This is a genomic window from Citrobacter sp. CRE-46 (assembly GCF_059615875.1).
In genome coordinates, this window is sequence record NZ_CM184341.1 from 4,750,302 (window position 1) to 4,768,942 (window position 18,641).

Sequence of the window (18,641 nt, forward strand, 5' to 3'; positions counted from 1 at the left end):
GTCAGTTTATAAAGGAGTAAGGAACGTGAAATTAACTCTACGAATTGCGGCGTTGACCATTGTCTGTATGTCACTCAGCCAGACAGCTTTAGCTGCGTCTTACAGTGCGGAGGATCAGGAACAATTAACGCTGGAATGCCTGCTCACCAATAATAAATACGCCAGCGCCTTTATTGCGCAGGATAGCGCGGGATATGCCCTGGGAACCCAGTCTGCTCCGACTGCTGAGCTGAATCTTGTCACTAATCAACCGGGGGTTAACGCCTACTATAATTCTCAGATGATCGCCGGTGGCTCGCTTTACTGGATACGTGTCGTCAAAGGCCCCTATGAATATATTGTTTACGATAAAGAGCAGCACGCCGATATGTCAGGTGTGGTTGTCACAAAAAAAGGGAAAAGAATCTTCCACAAAGATTGCAAGGAACCTATCAAGGTGGGTACACAAAACGATGGCAGCATCTTTAGCCGATTTGCGCAAGAAGATACAGAAGGCGATCGTATTATCGATTTAATCAACAAAGCATAAACGCTTATTTCGTCGTAATGGGGATGTATATCTATCATCCCCATGGTAATGACTCCAACTTATTGATAGTGTTTTATGTTCAGATAATGCCCGATGACTTTGTCATGCAGCTCCACCGATTTTGAGAACTGATCTTGACCCGCCATTTCCGGACAGCTTTTGTATCTTAAGTTAACGATGCCCGCTGCCGCCGGTATTCTCTCGGAGAGTGATATCCCAGCGCACTATGCGGGTGATTTTCATTGTAATGCGTGAACGCCGCTGCAAGGTTCCGCAGGGCTGTTCTCACATCCGGTTTCGGCATGAACGCGATATAGTCTTCCTTCATCGTCTTCACGAACCGTTCGGCCATGCCATTGCTCTGCGGGCTGCTCACCGCTGTTGTACATGGCTCCAGATTCAGCTCTTTGGCGAACCTCCGCGTTTCATGCGCGGTATATGCTGAACCGTTGTCCGTCAGCCACTGCACTGGTGTTTCCGGCAGCCTGTCGCCGAAGCGCTTTTCCACCGACCTCAGCATCACATCCTGCACGGTCGAACTGTCATAGCCTCCCGTGCTTGCTGCCCAGTCTATGGCCTCACGGTCGCAGCAGTCCAGCGCGAACGTTACCCGCAGTTTTTCGCCGTTGTCGCAGCCGAACTCGAAGCCATCTGAACACCAGCGCATATCGCTTTCTGCCACCGCTATCTTGCCCTTATGTTCACGCTTCGGTCGCTCTGGTTTGTGATGCAACAACAACAGGTTATGCTCGCTCATTATCCTGTAAAGCCGTTTGGCATTCACAGGTGGCTGTCCCTCTGTGCGACGTTGCTTGCGCAGGATGCCCCACACGCGTCGATAACCATAACTCGGCATATCGCTGATAATGTTGAGGATAGCCGACAGTATTTCTGCGTCTGCTTCTTCATTACGCCGGTTACAGCGCCTGTCCTGCCAGTCGGCAGAACGGTTAATCCGCAGTGACAGTTGCGCACGCGACACGCCCATGGTCCGGCTGACCATGGCTATTCCCCGTCCTTTGGCAACAAGGGCGCGTGCGCTATCCATTTTCGCGACTGACCGTACTCCACGGCTTCTTTTAGGATCTCAACTTCTATCGTCTTCTTGCCCAGAAGGCGCTGAAGCTCCCGGACCTGCTTCAGAGCAGCAGTAAGCTCAGAAGCAGGAACGACTTCCTCTCCAGCCGCAACGGCGGTGAGGCTGCCTTCCTGATATTGCTTCTTCCACTTAAACAGCAGGCTGGGCTGGATACCATGCAGGCGGGCGACATGGGAGACATTCATACCCGGCTCCATCGTCTGCTGGATAATGGCGATCTTCTCCTGAGGAGTTTTACGTTTACGGACTTCTTGCCCTAACAGGATCCCGGTCATCTCAATATTGGTGTTAGTGTTAGACATATATTCAAGCCTATCTCTTATCTGGAGATACAGCTACTGTCTGGTGTTTCAGGGGGCTACATCACACCGATTTTGAGAACGACAGCGACTTCCGTCCCAGCCGTGCCAGGTGCTGCCTCAGATTCAGGTTATGCCGCTCAATTCGCTGCGTATATCGCTTGCTGATTACGTGCAGCTTTCCCTTCAGGCGGGATTCATACAGCGGCCAGCCATCCGTCATCCATACCACGACCTCAAAGGCCGACAGCAGGCTCATAAGACGCCCCAGCGTCGCCATAGTGCGTTCACCGAATACGTGCGCAACAACCGTCTTCCGGAGCCTGTCATACGCGTAAAACAGCCAGCGCTGGCGCGATTTAGCCCCGACGTATCCCCACTGTTCGTCCATTTCCGCGCAGACGATGACGTCACTGCCCGGCTGTATGCGCGAGGTTACCGACTGCGGCCTGAGTTTTTTAAATGGCGGAAAATCGTGTTGAGGCCAACGCCCATAATGCGGGCGGTTGCCCGGCATCCAACGCCATTCATGGCCATATCAATGATTTTCTGGTGCGTACCGGGTTGAGAAGCGGTGTAAGTGAACTGCAGTTGCCATGTTTTACGGCAGTGAGAGCAGAGATAGCGCTGATGTCCGGCGGTGCTTTTGCCGTTACGCACCACCCCGTCAGTAGCTGAACAGGAGGGACAGCTGATAGAAACAGAAGCCACTGGAGCACCTCAAAAACACCATCATACACTAAATCAGTAAGTTGGCAGCATCACCCAGTTTCGCGAATAGCTTCCAGTGGATAATACCAGGTTGTTTCCCGACGTAGATGCGTATCGGGTAGAGGGGCCTCTGAAGTGATAAAGGGCATGATAGTTGACATCAAACGCTCAATCAATCCACCATCGATCAAAGCCTTTCCGGCTTCCTCAGTATCAAAACGCCCAACCATTGGACCATCCAGAATATCATCGAGTAACGGTTGGTACTCCTTATCCTCGCTGGCAAACGCAAAGACTCGGATATCTGGTCGATGCGAGAGTTCAACCATTTTGATTTTGAACTCAACGGGATAATTAGGGCTTTTTTTACGCACTGTGGTTAATGATTTCATGGATAGTGTCCACCATATTTGGTGTCCACTATCCTCTCAGGAATTTCAGGATCTGCCAGACGGTGCTGAGACGACGCTTACGAATGTTATACCCCCTGCTGCAGTGGAAAGACGTGGTGACAGATACCCCTTCCCCACATTCAGGCAGCAACTCTTTCATCAGTAGCAGGCGGGAATCAATATGAGCAGGATCGGTGTGGTTAAAACGATGAAGGAGCGATTTTGTCCGCAAAGAATCCGCTTTTATGGCGGGTTCAGCAGGGAAAAAGTAATCCCCATCTTTAAGACGGACACGTTCCACCCTGGTATCAGCGCAGGGCGGCAATTTATCATTCATTAATTCTGTTTCCTCCGTATGCAGCGTGGAGCCTTTCCTGTTACCGGTTTTATCCGGATGTATGCTGTCCCGTGAAGTGGCGGGCAAACTCACTTCTAAAAAATTACGGCCAGATCTTGTCATGCCTATCACAAAGTATCATAACCGAGCATTGTGTAAAGATGAAAACCGTCAAATTGAGCGCAATCGAGCTGCATGATATGATCAGAACCCTACTAAATCAGAAGTATTGGGTATGAGATTACTTTTGAGGAAGCACGTAAATGAAACGAGTGGTTCTGTTTTCATGTGGGAGCGCTTGTCGCTCCCTGAATAGTCCATGTGACAATGAAGATTAAACAGCATCATAACCAGCATGATGCCGTTGCATTTCTTGCATATCGGCAGACTACATCAGAACCCGGTAACCTTGGATGCTGGGATAATGGCAGAGAAGAGGCACTTACTGTATCTACGGTAAAAAGCGGTTTTGTCGATGAAGTTTTAAAGGAAACCCTCCAGAAACGCTGATGAAATTGCGCAGTTTCGCTGGCCTGATGCGACAACAACTCGCCAGTAGAATGGGTATTTCTTACAAATACCTGCGCAGCATAGAAGCAAACCCATCCAGAGCGAGCATTACTACACTTAACCATTATGCCAAGAAGTGTGGTGTTAAAAGCCCTTTGATTTATCTGTAAATAAGATAAAACATGATAATTTCATCAAGTTGCATGGTAATTTATCCAGGATCCATTTGTGTCCAGGACGTAAGTCTTCACAGCTGTCGAATCAATTCTATTTCGTAAGGCGGCTCACGTTTTTATGCCCTGAGCAGTGCTTTTCCGGCTGGAACTTTCCCCCACTCATTCACTGTGATTTAATATGCTAAACCGGTTTAATTAAGTTTAGCCTTGGAGGGTTTTAGCATGAAAGCAAAAGTTTGGGTTCTGGGCGACGCAGTGGTGGACCTGCTACCGGAGAGTGAAGGGCGCTTGCTACAGTGCCCTGGAGGCGCGCCGGCTAACGTGGCGGTAGGGGTTGCCCGCCTTGGCGGCAACAGCGGATTTATCGGCCGCGTCGGCGGTGACCCGTTTGGCCGCTACATGCGTCATACCCTGCAACAGGAGCAGGTCGACGTCAGCCATATGTATCTTGACGATCATCACCGCACGTCCACTGTGGTGGTCGACCTTGATGACCAAGGTGAACGCACCTTTACCTTTATGGTACGCCCCAGCGCTGACCTGTTCCTGGCTGAAGAAGACCTGCCACAGTTTGCCGCCGGACAGTGGTTGCACATCTGCTCCATCGCGCTCAGCGCCGAGCCCAGCCGCAGTGCTACCTTCGCGGCTATGGAGAACATCAAACGTGCCGGTGGCCGGGTGAGCTTTGACCCTAATATCCGCCTGGATCTCTGGCAAGATCAGAACCTGTTGCACGCCTGTCTCGACCGCGCCCTGCGTCTGGCGAACGTGGTGAAACTGTCCGAAGAAGAGCTGATACTCATCAGCGGGAGTAATGATATCGCGCAGGGGATCGCCAGCATCACTGAGCGTTATCAGCCTGAATTACTGCTGGTGACTCAGGGTAAAGCGGGCGTCATCGCCGCATTCCAGCAGCAGTTTATCCATTTCAGCGCTAAACCGGTTGTCAGCGTGGATACCACCGGTGCGGGCGATGCGTTTGTCGCCGGACTGCTTGCCAGCCTTGCTGCCAACGGGATGCCGGCGGATATCAATGCCCTGGAGCCAACGCTCGCTCTGGCGCAAACCTGCGGTGCCCTGGCAACCCTGGCGAAAGGCGCGATGACTGCCCTGCCATACCAGCGCGATCTACACCGCCAGATTTGATCCTAAATACCGTCGTACGCGGTCCACTTTGTTGCATCCATCACACTTATTAAACCGGTTTAGCAAAATCAATTTCAAAATGTTAAATGTCGTGCTTAACATTGCAACTAAACCGGTTTAGTAAAAACACACAATTTTTTATTTTCCTTTTGGGATGCAATCAATATGTTCAGAAAAAGCACACTCGCGGTTCTTATCGCTTTGCTAACCGGCGCCGCCTCAGCCCATGCACAAACGGATCTCAGCAGTATCGAAGCCCGTTTAATTGCGCTGGAAAAACGCTTACAGGATGCCGAAAACAGAGCGCAAACGGCAGAAACCCGCGCAGAGTCGGCAGAGAAGAAAGTACAGCAGCTCACGACACAGCAACAAAAAACCCAGGACAGCACTCAGGAAGTGGCTCAGCGTACCGCCAAACTGGAGAAAAAAGCCGATGAGAAAAGCGGGTTTGAGTTCCACGGCTACGCCCGCTCCGGCGTGATAATGAATGACTCCGGCGCCAGCACCAAATCCGGAGCCTACATGACGCCAGCAGGGGAAACCGGTGGGGCTATTGGCCGCCTGGGAAACCAGGCCGATACCTATGTTGAAATGAATCTTGAACATAAGCAGACCCTGGATAACGGGGCAACAACCCGCTTCAAAGTCATGGTCGCCGACGGTCAAACCACTTATAACGACTGGACGGCGAGCACCAGTGATTTGAACGTGCGTCAGGCCTTTGTTGAACTGGGCAACTTGCCCACCTTCGACGGGCCGTTTAAAGGCTCCACCCTGTGGGCCGGGAAACGCTTTGACCGGGATAACTTTGACATTCACTGGATCGACTCGGATGTCGTGTTCCTCGCCGGTACCGGCGGCGGTATTTACGATGTCAGGTGGAACGACAGCGTTCGCAGCAACTTCTCTCTTTACGGGCGTAACTTCGGCGATATTGCTGATACCAGCAACAGTGTGCAGAACTACATCGTCAGCATGAACAATTTCATCGGGCCGGTGCAGATGATGGTCAGCGGGATGCGGGCAAAAGACAACGACGAACGCCAGGATACCAACGGTAATCCGGTCAAAGGCGATGCGGCAAATACCGGTGTACATGCGCTGCTCGGGTTGCACAACGACAGTTTTTACGGCCTGCGTGAAGGTGCCAGCAAAACCGCCCTGCTCTACGGTCACGGACTGGGTGCCGAAGTTAAAGGTGTCGGCTCTGACGGCGCGTTACGCTCGGGGGCTAACACCTGGCGCTTCGCCAGCTACGGCACCACGCCACTGAGCAAGAACTGGTTTATCGCCCCGGCGATACTGGCACAAACCAGTAAAGACCGTTATGTCGATGGCGACAGCTACCAGTGGGCAACCCTCAACATGCGTCTGATCCAGGAGATCAATCAAAACTTCGCCCTCGCTTATGAAGGCAGTTACCAGTATATGGATCTCAAACCTGAAGGTTATAACGATCGCCATGCGGTAAACGGCAGCTTCTACAAGCTCACCTTCGCCCCGACCTTTAAGGTTGGCGACATCGGCGATTTCTTCAGCCGTCCTGAAATCCGTCTTTACACCTCGTGGATGGACTGGAGCAAAAAACTCAATAATTACGCCAGCGATGACGCGCTGGGCAGCAGTGGTTTTAAATCGGGCGGCGAATGGTCGTTCGGGATGCAGATGGAAACCTGGTTTTGATGGTTAACACCTGGCGACAGTAACCGCCGGGGCGACAAAATACGTTTCGTCGCCCCGGACACAATAACAACGAAGAGAATGCGCTCCGGCTACCACGGGACGACAACTCGAAAATCAATACGCATTCAGAGGGTACTATGGATTTTGAACAGATTTCCCGCTCGCTACTTCCGCTTCTGGGAGGCAAGGAAAATATCGCCAGCGCCGCGCACTGTGCCACACGCCTGCGCCTGGTGCTGGTCGATGACTCACTGGCCGATCAGCAGGCCATCGGCAAAATTGATGGGGTGAAGGGCTGTTTCCGTAACGCCGGACAGATGCAGATTATCTTCGGCACCGGGGTGGTGAACAAAGTCTACGCCGCCTTTATCCAGGCGGCAGGGATTGGCGAATCCAGCAAATCGGAAGCTGCCGACATTGCGGCGAAAAAACTGAATCCTTTCCAGCGCATTGCCCGCCTGTTGTCGAACATCTTTGTGCCGATCATCCCGGCTATCGTCGCCTCCGGCCTGTTGATGGGCCTTCTGGGGATGGTTAAAACGTACGGCTGGGTCGACCCGGGTAACGCCATCTACATCATGCTGGATATGTGCAGCTCAGCGGCGTTTATTATTCTGCCGATCCTGATTGGCTTCACCGCCGCCCGCGAGTTCGGTGGTAATCCTTATCTTGGCGCGACGCTTGGCGGCATCCTGACTCACCCGGCGCTCACCAACGCCTGGGGTGTGGCCGCCGGTTTCCACACCATGAACTTCTTCGGCCTTGAGATTGCCATGATCGGCTATCAGGGCACGGTGTTCCCGGTGCTGCTGGCGGTGTGGTTTATGAGCATCGTTGAGAAACAGCTGCGTCGCGTGATCCCCGATGCACTGGATCTGATCCTGACGCCGTTCCTGACGGTGATCATTTCCGGTTTTATCGCCCTGCTGATTATCGGCCCGGCTGGTCGCGCGCTTGGCGACGGTATTTCGTTTGTCCTTAGCACCCTGATTACCCACGCCGGTTGGCTGGCCGGACTGCTGTTTGGCGGTCTCTATTCGGTTATCGTCATTACCGGTATTCACCACAGCTTCCACGCCATCGAAGCGGGACTGCTGGGCAACCCATCCATCGGCGTCAACTTCCTGCTGCCGATTTGGGCGATGGCCAACGTCGCTCAGGGCGGTGCTTGTCTGGCGGTGTGGTTCAAAACGAAAGATGCCAAAATCAAAGCCATTACCCTGCCCTCGGCGTTTTCTGCCATGCTCGGCATCACCGAAGCGGCGATTTTTGGTATTAACTTACGCTTTGTAAAACCGTTTATCGCAGCCCTGATTGGCGGCGCGGTGGGCGGCGCGTGGGTGGTATCCATGCATGTTTACATGACCGCGGTGGGCCTGACGGCTATCCCTGGCATGGCTATCGTGCAGGCCAGCTCGCTGCTGAACTACATTATCGGGATGGTTATCGCCTTTGGCGTCGCCTTTGTCGTCTCCCTGGTACTGAAATACAAAACGGACGCTGAATAATGTCACATCCATCACGCCTGCCTGCGATTTTGCAGGCTGTTATGCAGGGCCAGCCGCGCGCGCTGGCCGACAGCCACTATCCCCGCTGGCACCATGCGCCGGTGACCGGGCTGATGAACGATCCCAACGGCTTTATTGAATTTGCCGGACGTTATCACCTGTTTTATCAGTGGAACCCGCTCGCCTGCGATCATAAGTTCAAGTGCTGGGGGCACTGGAGCTCTGCCGACCTGCTGCACTGGCAACATGAGCCGATCGCGCTCATGCCGGATGAAGAGTATGACCGCAACGGCTGCTACTCCGGAAGCGCCGTGGATAGTCAGGGCACGCTCACCCTGTGCTATACCGGCAACGTAAAATTTGACGACGGCAGCCGAACCGCGTGGCAGTGCCTGGCGACGGAAAATGCCGACGGCACGTTTACCAAACTCGGCCCGGTATTACCGCTGCCGGAGGGCTATACCGGCCACGTGCGTGACCCGAAAGTCTGGCAGCACGAAGGTCGCTGGTACATGGTGCTGGGCGCACAGGATTTGCAAAAGCGTGGCAAGGTGTTGTTATTCAGCTCAGCGGACCTTCATGAGTGGACGAGTCAGGGCGAAATCGCCGGTTATGGCATCAATGGCCTGGACGACGCGGGCTATATGTGGGAATGCCCGGACCTGTTTGCCCTCGGCGACCAGCATGTCCTGATTTGCTGCCCGCAGGGCGTGCCTCGTGAGAAAGAGCGCTATCTCAACACCTACCCGGCAGTGTGGATGAGCGGCGATTTCGACTACCACCGCGCGGCCTTCGAGCATGGCGAACTGCACGAATTGGACGCAGGGTTTGAGTTCTACGCCCCGCAAACCATGCTTACCAGTGATGGCCGCCGTCTGCTGGTCGGCTGGATGGGCGTGCCGGAGGGCGAAGAGATGCTTCAACCGACCCTCACCAACGGCTGGATCCATCAGATGACCTGCCTGCGTGAGCTGGAGTTTATCGATGGTCAGCTATACCAACGTCCTCTACGAGAGCTGAGCGCCCTGCGCGGCGAAGCGCACGGCTGGGCAGGGAACTCCCTGCCGCTGGCACCGATGGAAATCGTTCTACAAACCACTGGGGACGATATTTTGAGCCTCGATTTTGACGGCGCATTAATCCTTGAACGCGATGCCAGCGGGATCCGCCTGGCCCGACCCAGTCTGGCCAGCGACGAGAAGCATTATCGTTACTGGCGCGGAGACGTCCGCTCGCTGCATATTTTCATCGACCAGTCTAGCGTGGAGATTTTCATCAACGGCGGCGAAGGAGTGATGAGCTGCCGCTACTTCCCGGCCTGTTCAGGGCAGCTAATGTTCTCTGGCATCACACCGGACGCATTCTGCTACTGGCCGCTGCGAACTTGCATGGTAGAATAAGCGTTTTGCCTCAAGCTCATGGCGTCGTAATGAAAACTAAACGCGTAACCATTAAAGATATCGCCGAACAGGCTGGCGTCTCAAAAGCGACCGCCAGCCTAGTACTGAACGGTCGTGGTAAGGAGCTGCGTGTGGCGCAGGAAACGCGTGAGCGAGTACTGGCGATTGCCCGTGAGCAGCACTATCAGCCAAGCATTCACGCCCGCTCGCTGCGCGACAACCGCAGCCACACCATCGGACTGGTGGTGCCGGAGATCACCAACCACGGCTTTGCGGTCTTTTCACATGAGCTGGAAATGCTGTGCCGCGAAGCAGGCGTCCAGCTATTGATCTCTTGTACTGATGAAAACCCCGGTCAGGAGAGCGTGGTGGTCAATAACATGATTTCCCGCCAGGTTGACGGTCTGATCGTCGCTTCATGTATGCACAACGATGCCGACTATCTTAAGCTCAGCCAACAACTGCCAGTAGTGCTGTTTGACCGTTGTCCTAATGAAAGCCTGCTGCCGCTGGTGATGACTGATTCGATTACCCCAACGGCGGAACTGATTTCCCGCATTGCACCTAAGCATAGCGATGAGTTCTGGTTTTTAGGCGGTCAGTCGCGTCTGTCGCCTTCACGCGATCGTCTGACCGGCTTCACGCAGGGTTTGGCTCAGGCGGGTATTGCACTGCGCCCGGAATGGGTGATTAACGGTAACTACCACCCGAGCTCAGGCTATGAGATGTTCGCCGCACTCTGCGCGCGACTTGGGCGGCCGCCTAAGGCGCTGTTCACTGCCGCCTGTGGACTGCTCGAAGGGGTACTGCGCTATATGAGCCAGCACCATTTACTCGACTCAGATATCCATCTGACGAGCTTTGACGATCACTATCTTTATGATTCGCTGTCGCTGCGTATCGATACCGTACAGCAGGATAACCGCCAGTTGGCCTGGCACTGCTATGATCTGATAAGCCAATTGATCGAGGGCGATACGCCCGAAACGCTACAACGCTACCTGCCCGCAACGCTGCAGTTTAGGCATCAGTAATAACTGAGCATTTTTGAATACCCTACAGAGGTGAAATCTGGTGCGAATCCAACAATTAAAAATCAATATTTGTAGTGATGTGATGCGGAAAGGTCTTCACTGCATCAGTAATCACACCAATCGGGTTAAACGGCAAACTGAGTGGTGGTAAAGACTGACACCGGCATTATTACTGTCACTGTGGAACATCACTCCGGCGGGTTTACCGCAAGCTTCCCACGCAATTTCCAGCGCTTTGATGTCAGCTTGCTGTCCGGTGAGAATGACATTGCCCAACCCTCAGGTTTCCTTGCGAACAGATCGAGAACAACAGCAAGGTAAGCCCAACGCTTGCCTGTCCAGAGTAGAGTAAGAGGCAGGGCGTAGTCGGACTATTTCCCTGCCTCTCCTCCCCGAACCGGACGTGCACCTTTCAGCGCATCCGGCTCTCCATTTAAATGCTGGCGAACGCCATTGCCACTTCTGTAAAGCGCGATGTATACGTGTTTCTGGTCTCCGTCCTCAGATAGGGATTACCTTCGGGTAGCCGCCAGCGGAACAGCTTCTTGCCTTGCCCCACCAACCGGTACAGTATTTCGCCGCTGAGCTTGCCGTGATTGGTTTTACCAAATAAAACCCACGTTTTGCTCTGACCCGGTTTCGGTGATTTACACCACCACCTCATCAGGGAAGCGATACCTGTACGGTATTTGCGGGCCAGCCAGTGAGCCAGCTTCCAGAACACGACACGGTCGATATAACTGAAGACTTTGGCCTTAAAATCAACGAACTGATAGAACATGGCCCAGCCTTTCAGTTTTCGGTTGAGTTGTTCAGCCATATCGACTTTGCTTTCACTGTAGTTGTGCGGCTTTCCCTGATACCAGCTGCCCGCTGGCGATATTGTCACTCATGGCGCTTACTGGCTGCTGATATCAAAAACCGGTGTTTCTCCGGCGATGACCGGGCCGGAGAACAGGGTTATCTCCTGGACACGGTCAGAGTCCGCCACAATCACCGGTGTCAGCGTGGACTGTGCTTTCTGCTGAAGTAACGCAAGGTCAAACCCGATGACGGGGTCACCGGTGCTGATCAGCTGGCCTTCCTGGGCAATACGCCGGAAACCCTCTCCCCTGAGGTCAACTGTGTTAATACCGAAGTGCACGAACAGTTCAGTGCCACTGTCGGTGCGGATGGAAAACGCGTGGTTTGTCTCCAGTATTTTACCGATAGTGCCGCTGACAGGAGCCATCAAGGTATCGCCGCCGGAAGGACGGATAGCAATACCATCCCCCACTATTTTCCCGGCAAACACAGCATCCGGAACCGTGTCCAGAGGGACAATTTCACCGGACAGCGGTGCCATCACGCTGGTGACTTCCGCCGGTTTCTCATTTTCACTTATCAGTTGTTTAATCCTGCCCAGTAATCCCATTGTGCTTTCCTTCATTACGGGTGAACCGAAAGTACTGCCGTCACCGACGGCAGTGGAATTATTTCAGGCCAGCGTCCACAGTGAGCCGTCCGTCAGCACAGCCTCGCCGTGAGCTGCATATAGCGACAACCGGCGGGTTCCGGGCTGCGGGTAAATACGGCTGGACAGGGTGGCATCGCCATCGTTAACGAACACTTCCACCGATGAACGGTCCAGGAAAACCCGTAGCGTCAGATATTCTGCGCCAGGCAGCGCGATACTGCGGTAACCGTCCAGCCCCTCATCCGGGTAGTGACGCCAAAGCACCAGCCGTCCTGCCTGGTTATCCACATACAGCCGGAGCCCGTCTCCCAGGTGGATGCCGTAATGCTCTGCCTGACTGTCGAGGGTATGCCACGTCAGCACCAGTTCCACGGCCTGTGCGTCCTCAGCCAGCAACTGCGTGCCACTGAGCCTTACAGGGTGTAACGGCTGGCACGTCCCGCGAAGGGATTCGGCTTCGCGAACCGGACGCTGACACAGACGACCATGGCGTTCAAAAAGTTCCCTCGGCAGGGTCAGACATCCGGCCCAGGCCTCACGCTTTGTAGGCATCGGGGAGTCCCACATATTCATCCAGGCCATGATGATGCGCCGTCCGTCCTCCGCGACCAGGGACTGCGGGGCATAAAAATCATGACCGTGATCCAGTTCTTCAAATGCCCCGCTCAGGGCAAAGGCGGCCCCCGGCTGCCAGTGACCCGGTAAAACTCCGCTCTGAAAGCGGTTGCGGAACCGGTATCCGCCGGGCGTCATCCCCTGCGGGGAGAACATCAGCCAGTGATGGTCGCCACAGCGGAAAAAGTCCGGACATTCCCACATATAGCTTTCTCCGGCTGCCGACTGCGCTAGAACCCGTTCCTGGCGCCAGTCCCGCAGGGATGTGCCGCGATACAGCAGCACCTGACCGGTGTCAGAGGTATCCCGCGCGCCGATAACCATCCACCAGTATCCCCCTTCCCGCCAGACCTTCGGGTCACGGAAATGCATGATGCCTTCCGGTGGCGTCAGCACGCAGCCCTGCTTCTCAAAGTGAATGCCGTCACGGCTGGTTGCCAGACACTGGACTTCGCGGATGATGCTGTCATCCCCCCGATCCTCCAGACAGAGATGACCGGTGTAGATAAGCGACAGCACGCCGTTGTCGTCCACTGCGCTGCCGGAAAAACAGCCATCCCGGTCATATTCATCACCGGGTGCCAGCGCAACCGGCTCATGCTGCCAGTGCAGCATGTCCGGACTGGTGGCATGTCCCCAGTGCATCGGCCCCTGATGTTCACTTGCCGGATGGTGCTGAAAGAATGCGTGATAGCGACCGCTGAAATAAATAAGCCCGTTCGGATCATTCATCCATCCGGCAGGTGGAGCCAGATGAAAAACCGGGTACCAGGTATCACCACGACGGGCGCGGAGTGTATCAAGTGCAACCTGTGCAGAGGCAAGACGCTGTTTCATAAGCGAACCTCCGTCTGTGCTGTAGCGGTTTCTGCTGACGGGGCAGCCGTTTTACGGGTACTGCTCAGGGTGAAAGCCGATAACACGGTGACCGCAAGGACAATACCGCCCAGAACCAGATAGGTGTTCTGGAACCCCATGCGGTCATACAGGTGACCTGCAAAGGTTGAGAGGAATATCGCCGCCAGTTGTTTGGAGAACTGAAAGCCAATCAGATAAATGGTGGCCGACAGCCGGGTATCAAACACGCCGGTGATATACTTGAACGCACCAACCAGCAGGAATGGGACTTCAAGGGCATGCAGCATTTTCAGGCTCACCACTTCAGTAGCCGTGGTGGCAAAGGCCGACCCTGTGATGCGGATGGTCATAATCAGACCCGCGACAAGCAGTGTGTTTTTGGCACCAATGCGGTTGATTATCCAGGGGGAGCAGAACATGATGATGGCATTGCAAATCTCGCCAGCCGTGGTGGCAAAACCAAATGCCCGGATCCCCGCCTGCGGCGTGTCAAAAAATGCACGGAAGAACGTGGCAAACTGCTGGTCAAACACGTCATAGACGCAGGCCACCCCAATCATGTAAAGCACGAACATCCACATCTGACGCATACGAAACAGACTGAACACCATTCCGGCGGAAATCACGGGCGAGTTGGCACCCAGCGCATTCATGACCATCGCTGTCTGACTGGTTCCGGGACGCGCCAGCGCCACCAGAAGGACCAGCAGCAATGCGCAGCCGGACCCCATCCAGAATACCAGGGACGGATCCACGTTGAAAAGCAGCCCTGCCGTGGTGGCACACAGCGCCCAGCCCAGACAGCCGAACATCCGGGCCTTACCGTATTCAAATCCGCTGCTGCGGCTGACACGTTCAATATAGGCTTCGATGGCACCGGCTCCCGCAGAAAAAACGAAGCCGATAAAAATCCCGCCGCTCAGTGCTCCGGCCCAGATGTTGAACCGCAGCAGCGGCGCAAAAACGTACAGAAAGAACGGTGCAAACAGGACCAGCAGCAGGCTGATGATCCACATCAGGTGTTTTTTCAGGCCAAGACGGTCTGAGATGACCCCCAGCAGCGGCTGGAAGCTGATGGCAAACAGGGAGAGGCATGAAAAAACAATCCCGGTATCCGTTTTACTCAGCCCCACAATGTCTGACAGCCAGACGGGCAGAAACGGGAAACAGGTTGCCATGATGAAAAAGTAGAGAAAAAAGAACAGACCAAATATCCAGAAATCGGGGTTTTTATGAGTACTGACAGTATTCATTATTGTTATCCTCACGGGACTGAGTGCAGGGAGCCGTGACCGGCTCCGGTCCTTTTATGCCAAACGTTCAAGGGCAATCAGCATGGCGCTTTCCGGATCCAGTACGGGAAGCTGAATACCGGCCTGCGCCAGCCATTCCCCACTGATGTCGGAGGTCTGGTTCATCCAGCCGGGCAGCCTGCGCATGGTATGCCCGCCTTCACCGACCAGCTGAATATCCGGATGGTCAACAACACGAAGCCGGTAACGGGCCTGTGGTGCCAGCCCCGGAAAACGTAGAGCACCCGGCAGGGTGTGATCCGGCATGGCAAGCTGGCTCACCAGGAAGAGCGCCTGCGACTGATCCGGGCTGACCACCCCCTGCACCTGTGTCGCCGCATCCGGCATATCCACCCGCCATAGGGTGCCCGTGTGGATAAGCTGCCGCCATTCTTTGTAGAGCGAGGCATAGCGGCGGTAACCGGCGGATTCCTCTTCTCCGGCCGTTACCGGATCCAGCTCCAGTCCCATATGACCGAACAGGGCCGTCAGACCGCGAAAGGCAATGCTGTGCTGCCGGAAGGTGGCATGGCAGCGATGATGACCGATGTGTGCCCCCATAACCTCCGGCGGGAAAAAGTAACTCATGCCACGCTGTATGGTGCAGCGCTCCAGGGCGTCATTGTTGTCAGAAGCCCAGAAGCGGTGCGTGCGGGTCAGAACCTCAAAGTCGATACGTCCACCGCCGGAAGCGCAGGACTCAAACTCAACACGGGGAAAACGTTCGCGCAGGAGATCCAGCAGCCGGTAAAACTGACGGGTCTGCGCGTCCGCCGCCGCCCGACCTTCATGCCCGGCCTGGACCAGCTCGCGGTTCATGTCCCATTTCACATAGTCAACTGGGTGTTCGCCCAGCAGCCATAAACAGCGTTCATAAATGTAAGCAAAGGCCTCAGGAATGTTCAGGTTGAGAACATACTGATGTCTCCCGGTTGGTTGTGTGTACCCCGGCATTGACAGTATCCAGTCAGGATGGCGGCGAAAGAGGTCAGAGTCCGGGTTAATCATTTCCGGTTCCACCCAGATACCGAACTCCATGCCGAGTGATTTCACATGGTTAATCACCGGCATCAGTCCGTCCGGATACTTCTGTTCATCCAGATACCAGTCGCCCAGAGCCGCATGGTCATCATTGCGCCCCTTAAACCAGCCGTCGTCGATAATGAAACGTTCAACGCCAAGCGCTGCCGCACGTCCGGCCATCTGCATGATGTAGTTCGGGTCGTGGTCAAAATAAATACCTTCCCAGGTATTGAGGTGCACCGGACGGGGTTTCTGCTCAGGAAAACGGATGATTTCATCGCGCAGAAAACGGTGGTACTGCTGACTCATACCATTGAGCCCCTCCGGGGAATAGCTGGCGTACAGCCACGGCGTGTACACGGTCTCATCCTTCTTCAGGGCTTTTTCTCCGGGCATCCACAGTGCTTCCGCCTGGAGGTAACGCCGTCCGTCAGTTTTGACCTCACATTTCATGCGATGGTTGCCACTCCAGCCCAGATGTACGGCCCACACCTCGCCCTGCTGTTCTGAGAAACCGGGGGCACCGGCAATCAGTGCCGGAAAATGCTCATGGGACGTGCGGCCCCGGCGGTTCTCCAGCACAAAACCGTCATGTGTGAGACGGACCCTGTGCGGCTGAAACTCACGAGTCCAGCGTCCGTGGAAGGCCATGACTTCCTCTGCCCTTTCAGCCACAGGGAGCGTGATGGCGAAACGGTTCACCTGCCAGTCCCCTTCACGGAGGTTCGTCAGGGCATGACGCATCTTCAGCACACCGGACGATGTCAGCACCAGTTCACTGACCATGCGCAGACCCGCCACTGCATCCTCACTGGTCAGGGTGAGTGATTCTCCGGCCTGTACCACGCTGATGGTACGGAACACAGGGGACGCATCCAGCCCGTTGCGGTGTCCCTCCAGCCCCGGCGAGCCAAAAAGTCCCGCGCCGTTTTCGGCCATCAGCGTCAGTGGGGTGTCGGTATCCAGACGACCATTCGCAACCGGCCTTTCCAGGCTGATACAATCATCCGGTGAAAAGTGTTTCAGGGTGGATCCCCACCAGACAATCTCTGCATACGGGTGGGTTTTAATAATCAGGTCTGAGTGGGGACTGGTCAGCCTGCGGTACATCGGTTCCATAAGACATCTCCGTTTTCGTGTATGCCTTACTGTTGATCCGAATCGTTTCGGATAGCAACCGAAACGATTCGGATTTGTGAGCGGGATTAAAAATCAGGCGGAGGGAGCAAGCGTTGTCTTGCCAGGATGAAATTCCGGCTGCCAGAGTACTTGTAGCATTTCAGGTGAAACATTCGTGACCAGCTGGCGTATCATGTCGGCAATCTGACGACCGACGCGATGTCGTGTTGACTGAAGAACTGCAGCCACATCCTGTTCAATAATACTGTCCTGCGGCAGACCATCATAAACCACAAGAGAGACGGCATCCTCTCCGGACAGATGACCGGATAACTGCAGCGACATGGCCGCGCCATCACCGATCAGGTCACTGTCGGTAATAATGGCCGTCGGGGGAAGCGGAAGTGACATTAACTCAGTCACTGCCTGGAAACCTGAGCGTCGGGTGGGAGAGACCCGGCGTAGCCAGGTCTCAGGCAGACCATGTTCACTCAGGGCATCGCGCCATCCCTGACGTCGTGCAGTGACATAGGCACGGGAGTTGTCCTCACTCAGCAGGGCAATTCGCTGATGGCCCAGGGCAATCAGGTGCTGTGTGGCCTGCCAGGTTCCTGCATGGTTATCAAAGTCAAACCAGGCACAGGGAAGACCGGACGGCACCTGACCGAGTGCCAGAAACGGAATACCGGCCTCCTGCAGGTGTGTAAGACGCGGGTCATTATCCATCGTGTGCGCCACGATAAGGGCATCAACCCGGCGGCTTTCGACCAGACGCATATAGCTGTGGCTGTCAGCCCGTTCATCATCGGCTATCAGCAGTAAGTCAATATCATGGCGGGCCAGTTCCCGGCTGATACAACTGACCATATCCACAAACACACTACTGCTGAACAGTACAGCATGTTCAGGGAAGACCAGGCCGACCGCATCGGTTTTACCGGTTTTGAGACGTCTTGCCAGGGTATTCGGGCGATAACCACGACGCCGAGCTTCCGCTTCTACACGTGCACGGGTCGAAGCGGAAACGTCCGAAAATCCGCCAAGCGCCCGGCTGACTGTGGTGACAGAGATCCCGAGTTCGGCGGCGATAGCCTTGAGTGACATATTTTCTCCTGCGGATAACTGAACAGCCCTGTCCCTGATGCGGGTGATCCGGGCAACAAACCTGACAGAGACGCCTGCATAAGTGGTCGCGCTGTACCAGTATGAGCCTCCATCATCCTGATTTGTGTATTAACTTTCAATACCGGAGGACGATTTGATTACCGGTTGTTAGCAGGAGTGCGAATATTAGACCGACGGTGGAGATCTAAGACTCAGTGAGCATAGCGATACACTATATTACTGTAATTAAGCCAGTAAACTTCCTGTTCACTGGCTTAAACGCTAATGATGTATGCAGTTGAACAAGCTTTTAAACTAATGATTAATTGATATACTATTATCGTTAGCAT

General features: G+C 54.6%; 16 protein-coding genes and 3 pseudogenes. 7 read left to right on the top strand and 12 right to left on the bottom strand.

Annotated elements, in window-relative coordinates; translation table 11 throughout:
• Positions 1–25 precede the first annotated feature (25 nt).
• A complete protein-coding gene (locus AC534G_RS23050) occupies positions 26–529 on the top strand; it encodes a hypothetical protein (RefSeq protein WP_097340292.1) in 504 nt (167 codons plus the stop codon).
• Between the two features lie 59 nt (positions 530–588).
• On the opposite strand, the pseudogene AC534G_RS23055 reads toward AC534G_RS23050, so the two are convergent.
• The 5 genes and pseudogenes from AC534G_RS23055 to AC534G_RS23075 form a co-directional block, all read right to left on the bottom strand.
• Positions 589–657 (bottom strand): annotated as a pseudogene (locus tag AC534G_RS23055) (IS1 family transposase); the annotation flags it as partial.
• 38 nt (positions 658–695) lie between these two features.
• Positions 696–1,903 (bottom strand): IS3 family transposase gene (locus AC534G_RS23060; protein WP_097340295.1). Its coding sequence is split into 2 segments (ribosomal slippage): positions 696–1,582 and positions 1,582–1,903, totalling 1,209 coding nucleotides; the frame shifts between segments, so codons are not numbered across the junction.
• 88 nt (positions 1,904–1,991) lie between these two features.
• Positions 1,992–2,638 (bottom strand): IS1 family transposase gene (locus tag AC534G_RS23065; protein ID WP_232582350.1). Its coding sequence is split into 2 segments (ribosomal slippage): positions 1,992–2,389 and positions 2,389–2,638, totalling 648 coding nucleotides; the frame shifts between segments, so codons are not numbered across the junction.
• 50 nt (positions 2,639–2,688) lie between these two features.
• Positions 2,689–3,030 carry a hypothetical protein gene (locus AC534G_RS23070; RefSeq protein WP_232582349.1) on the bottom strand — a complete coding sequence of 114 codons (342 nt, stop codon included), beginning with the start codon at positions 3,028–3,030 and terminating at the stop codon, positions 2,689–2,691.
• A gap of 28 nt (positions 3,031–3,058) precedes the next feature.
• Entirely contained in the window at positions 3,059–3,367 is a 309-nt protein-coding gene (locus tag AC534G_RS23075) for a maltose acetyltransferase domain-containing protein (RefSeq protein WP_003029582.1), read from the bottom strand.
• Positions 3,368–3,927: 560 nt separating this feature from the next.
• Between AC534G_RS23075 and AC534G_RS23080 the strand changes: the two genes are divergently transcribed.
• From AC534G_RS23080 to AC534G_RS23105, 6 genes are all read left to right on the top strand, one after another.
• The gene (locus AC534G_RS23080; protein WP_352145210.1) at positions 3,928–4,047 is read left to right on the top strand and encodes a hypothetical protein; all 120 of its coding nucleotides are present in this window, start codon (positions 3,928–3,930) and stop codon (positions 4,045–4,047) included.
• Between the two features lie 228 nt (positions 4,048–4,275).
• Entirely contained in the window at positions 4,276–5,199 is a 924-nt protein-coding gene (gene cscK / locus AC534G_RS23085; RefSeq protein WP_003029584.1) for a fructokinase, read from the top strand.
• A 165-nt stretch (positions 5,200–5,364) separates the two neighbouring features.
• Positions 5,365–6,882: a carbohydrate porin gene (locus AC534G_RS23090; RefSeq protein WP_003029587.1), complete on the top strand. Its 1,518-nt coding sequence runs from the start codon at positions 5,365–5,367 to the stop codon at positions 6,880–6,882.
• 137 nt (positions 6,883–7,019) lie between these two features.
• On the top strand, positions 7,020–8,390 hold the full coding sequence (locus tag AC534G_RS23095; RefSeq protein WP_000345204.1) for a sucrose-specific PTS transporter subunit IIBC: 1,371 nt from the start codon (positions 7,020–7,022) through the stop codon (positions 8,388–8,390).
• On the top strand, positions 8,390–9,790 hold the full coding sequence (locus AC534G_RS23100; RefSeq protein WP_003029589.1) for a sucrose-6-phosphate hydrolase: 1,401 nt from the start codon (positions 8,390–8,392) through the stop codon (positions 9,788–9,790). The genes AC534G_RS23095 and AC534G_RS23100 overlap by 1 nt, the downstream gene beginning before the upstream one ends.
• 29 nt (positions 9,791–9,819) lie before the next feature.
• Positions 9,820–10,824: a LacI family DNA-binding transcriptional regulator gene (locus tag AC534G_RS23105; protein WP_003029591.1), complete on the top strand. Its 1,005-nt coding sequence runs from the start codon at positions 9,820–9,822 to the stop codon at positions 10,822–10,824.
• A 165-nt stretch (positions 10,825–10,989) separates the two neighbouring features.
• On the opposite strand, the pseudogene AC534G_RS23110 reads toward AC534G_RS23105, so the two are convergent.
• The 7 genes and pseudogenes from AC534G_RS23110 to AC534G_RS23140 all read right to left on the bottom strand — a co-directional run.
• Positions 10,990–11,177 (bottom strand): annotated as a pseudogene (locus AC534G_RS23110) (DDE-type integrase/transposase/recombinase); the annotation flags it as partial.
• 80 nt (positions 11,178–11,257) lie between these two features.
• Positions 11,258–11,668, bottom strand: a pseudogene (locus AC534G_RS23115) (group II intron maturase-specific domain-containing protein); the annotation flags it as partial.
• 54 nt (positions 11,669–11,722) lie between these two features.
• Positions 11,723–12,238 carry a PTS glucose transporter subunit IIA gene (crr, locus tag AC534G_RS23120; protein WP_115799780.1) on the bottom strand — a complete coding sequence of 172 codons (516 nt, stop codon included), beginning with the start codon at positions 12,236–12,238 and terminating at the stop codon, positions 11,723–11,725.
• Between the two features lie 63 nt (positions 12,239–12,301).
• Complete coding sequence (locus tag AC534G_RS23125) at positions 12,302–13,732, bottom strand: glycoside hydrolase family 32 protein (RefSeq protein ID WP_000813683.1); 1,431 nt, start codon at positions 13,730–13,732, stop codon at positions 12,302–12,304.
• Positions 13,729–15,006, bottom strand: coding sequence for an MFS transporter (locus AC534G_RS23130; RefSeq protein WP_001099191.1), 1,278 nt, complete (start codon positions 15,004–15,006; stop codon positions 13,729–13,731). Before AC534G_RS23130 ends, AC534G_RS23125 begins: the two co-directional genes overlap by 4 nt.
• A gap of 54 nt (positions 15,007–15,060) precedes the next feature.
• The gene (locus AC534G_RS23135; RefSeq protein WP_115799779.1) at positions 15,061–17,187 is read right to left on the bottom strand and encodes an alpha-galactosidase; all 2,127 of its coding nucleotides are present in this window, start codon (positions 17,185–17,187) and stop codon (positions 15,061–15,063) included.
• Between the two features lie 93 nt (positions 17,188–17,280).
• Positions 17,281–18,291: a substrate-binding domain-containing protein gene (locus AC534G_RS23140; protein WP_000053329.1), complete on the bottom strand. Its 1,011-nt coding sequence runs from the start codon at positions 18,289–18,291 to the stop codon at positions 17,281–17,283.
• Positions 18,292–18,641: the final 350 nt, after the last annotated feature.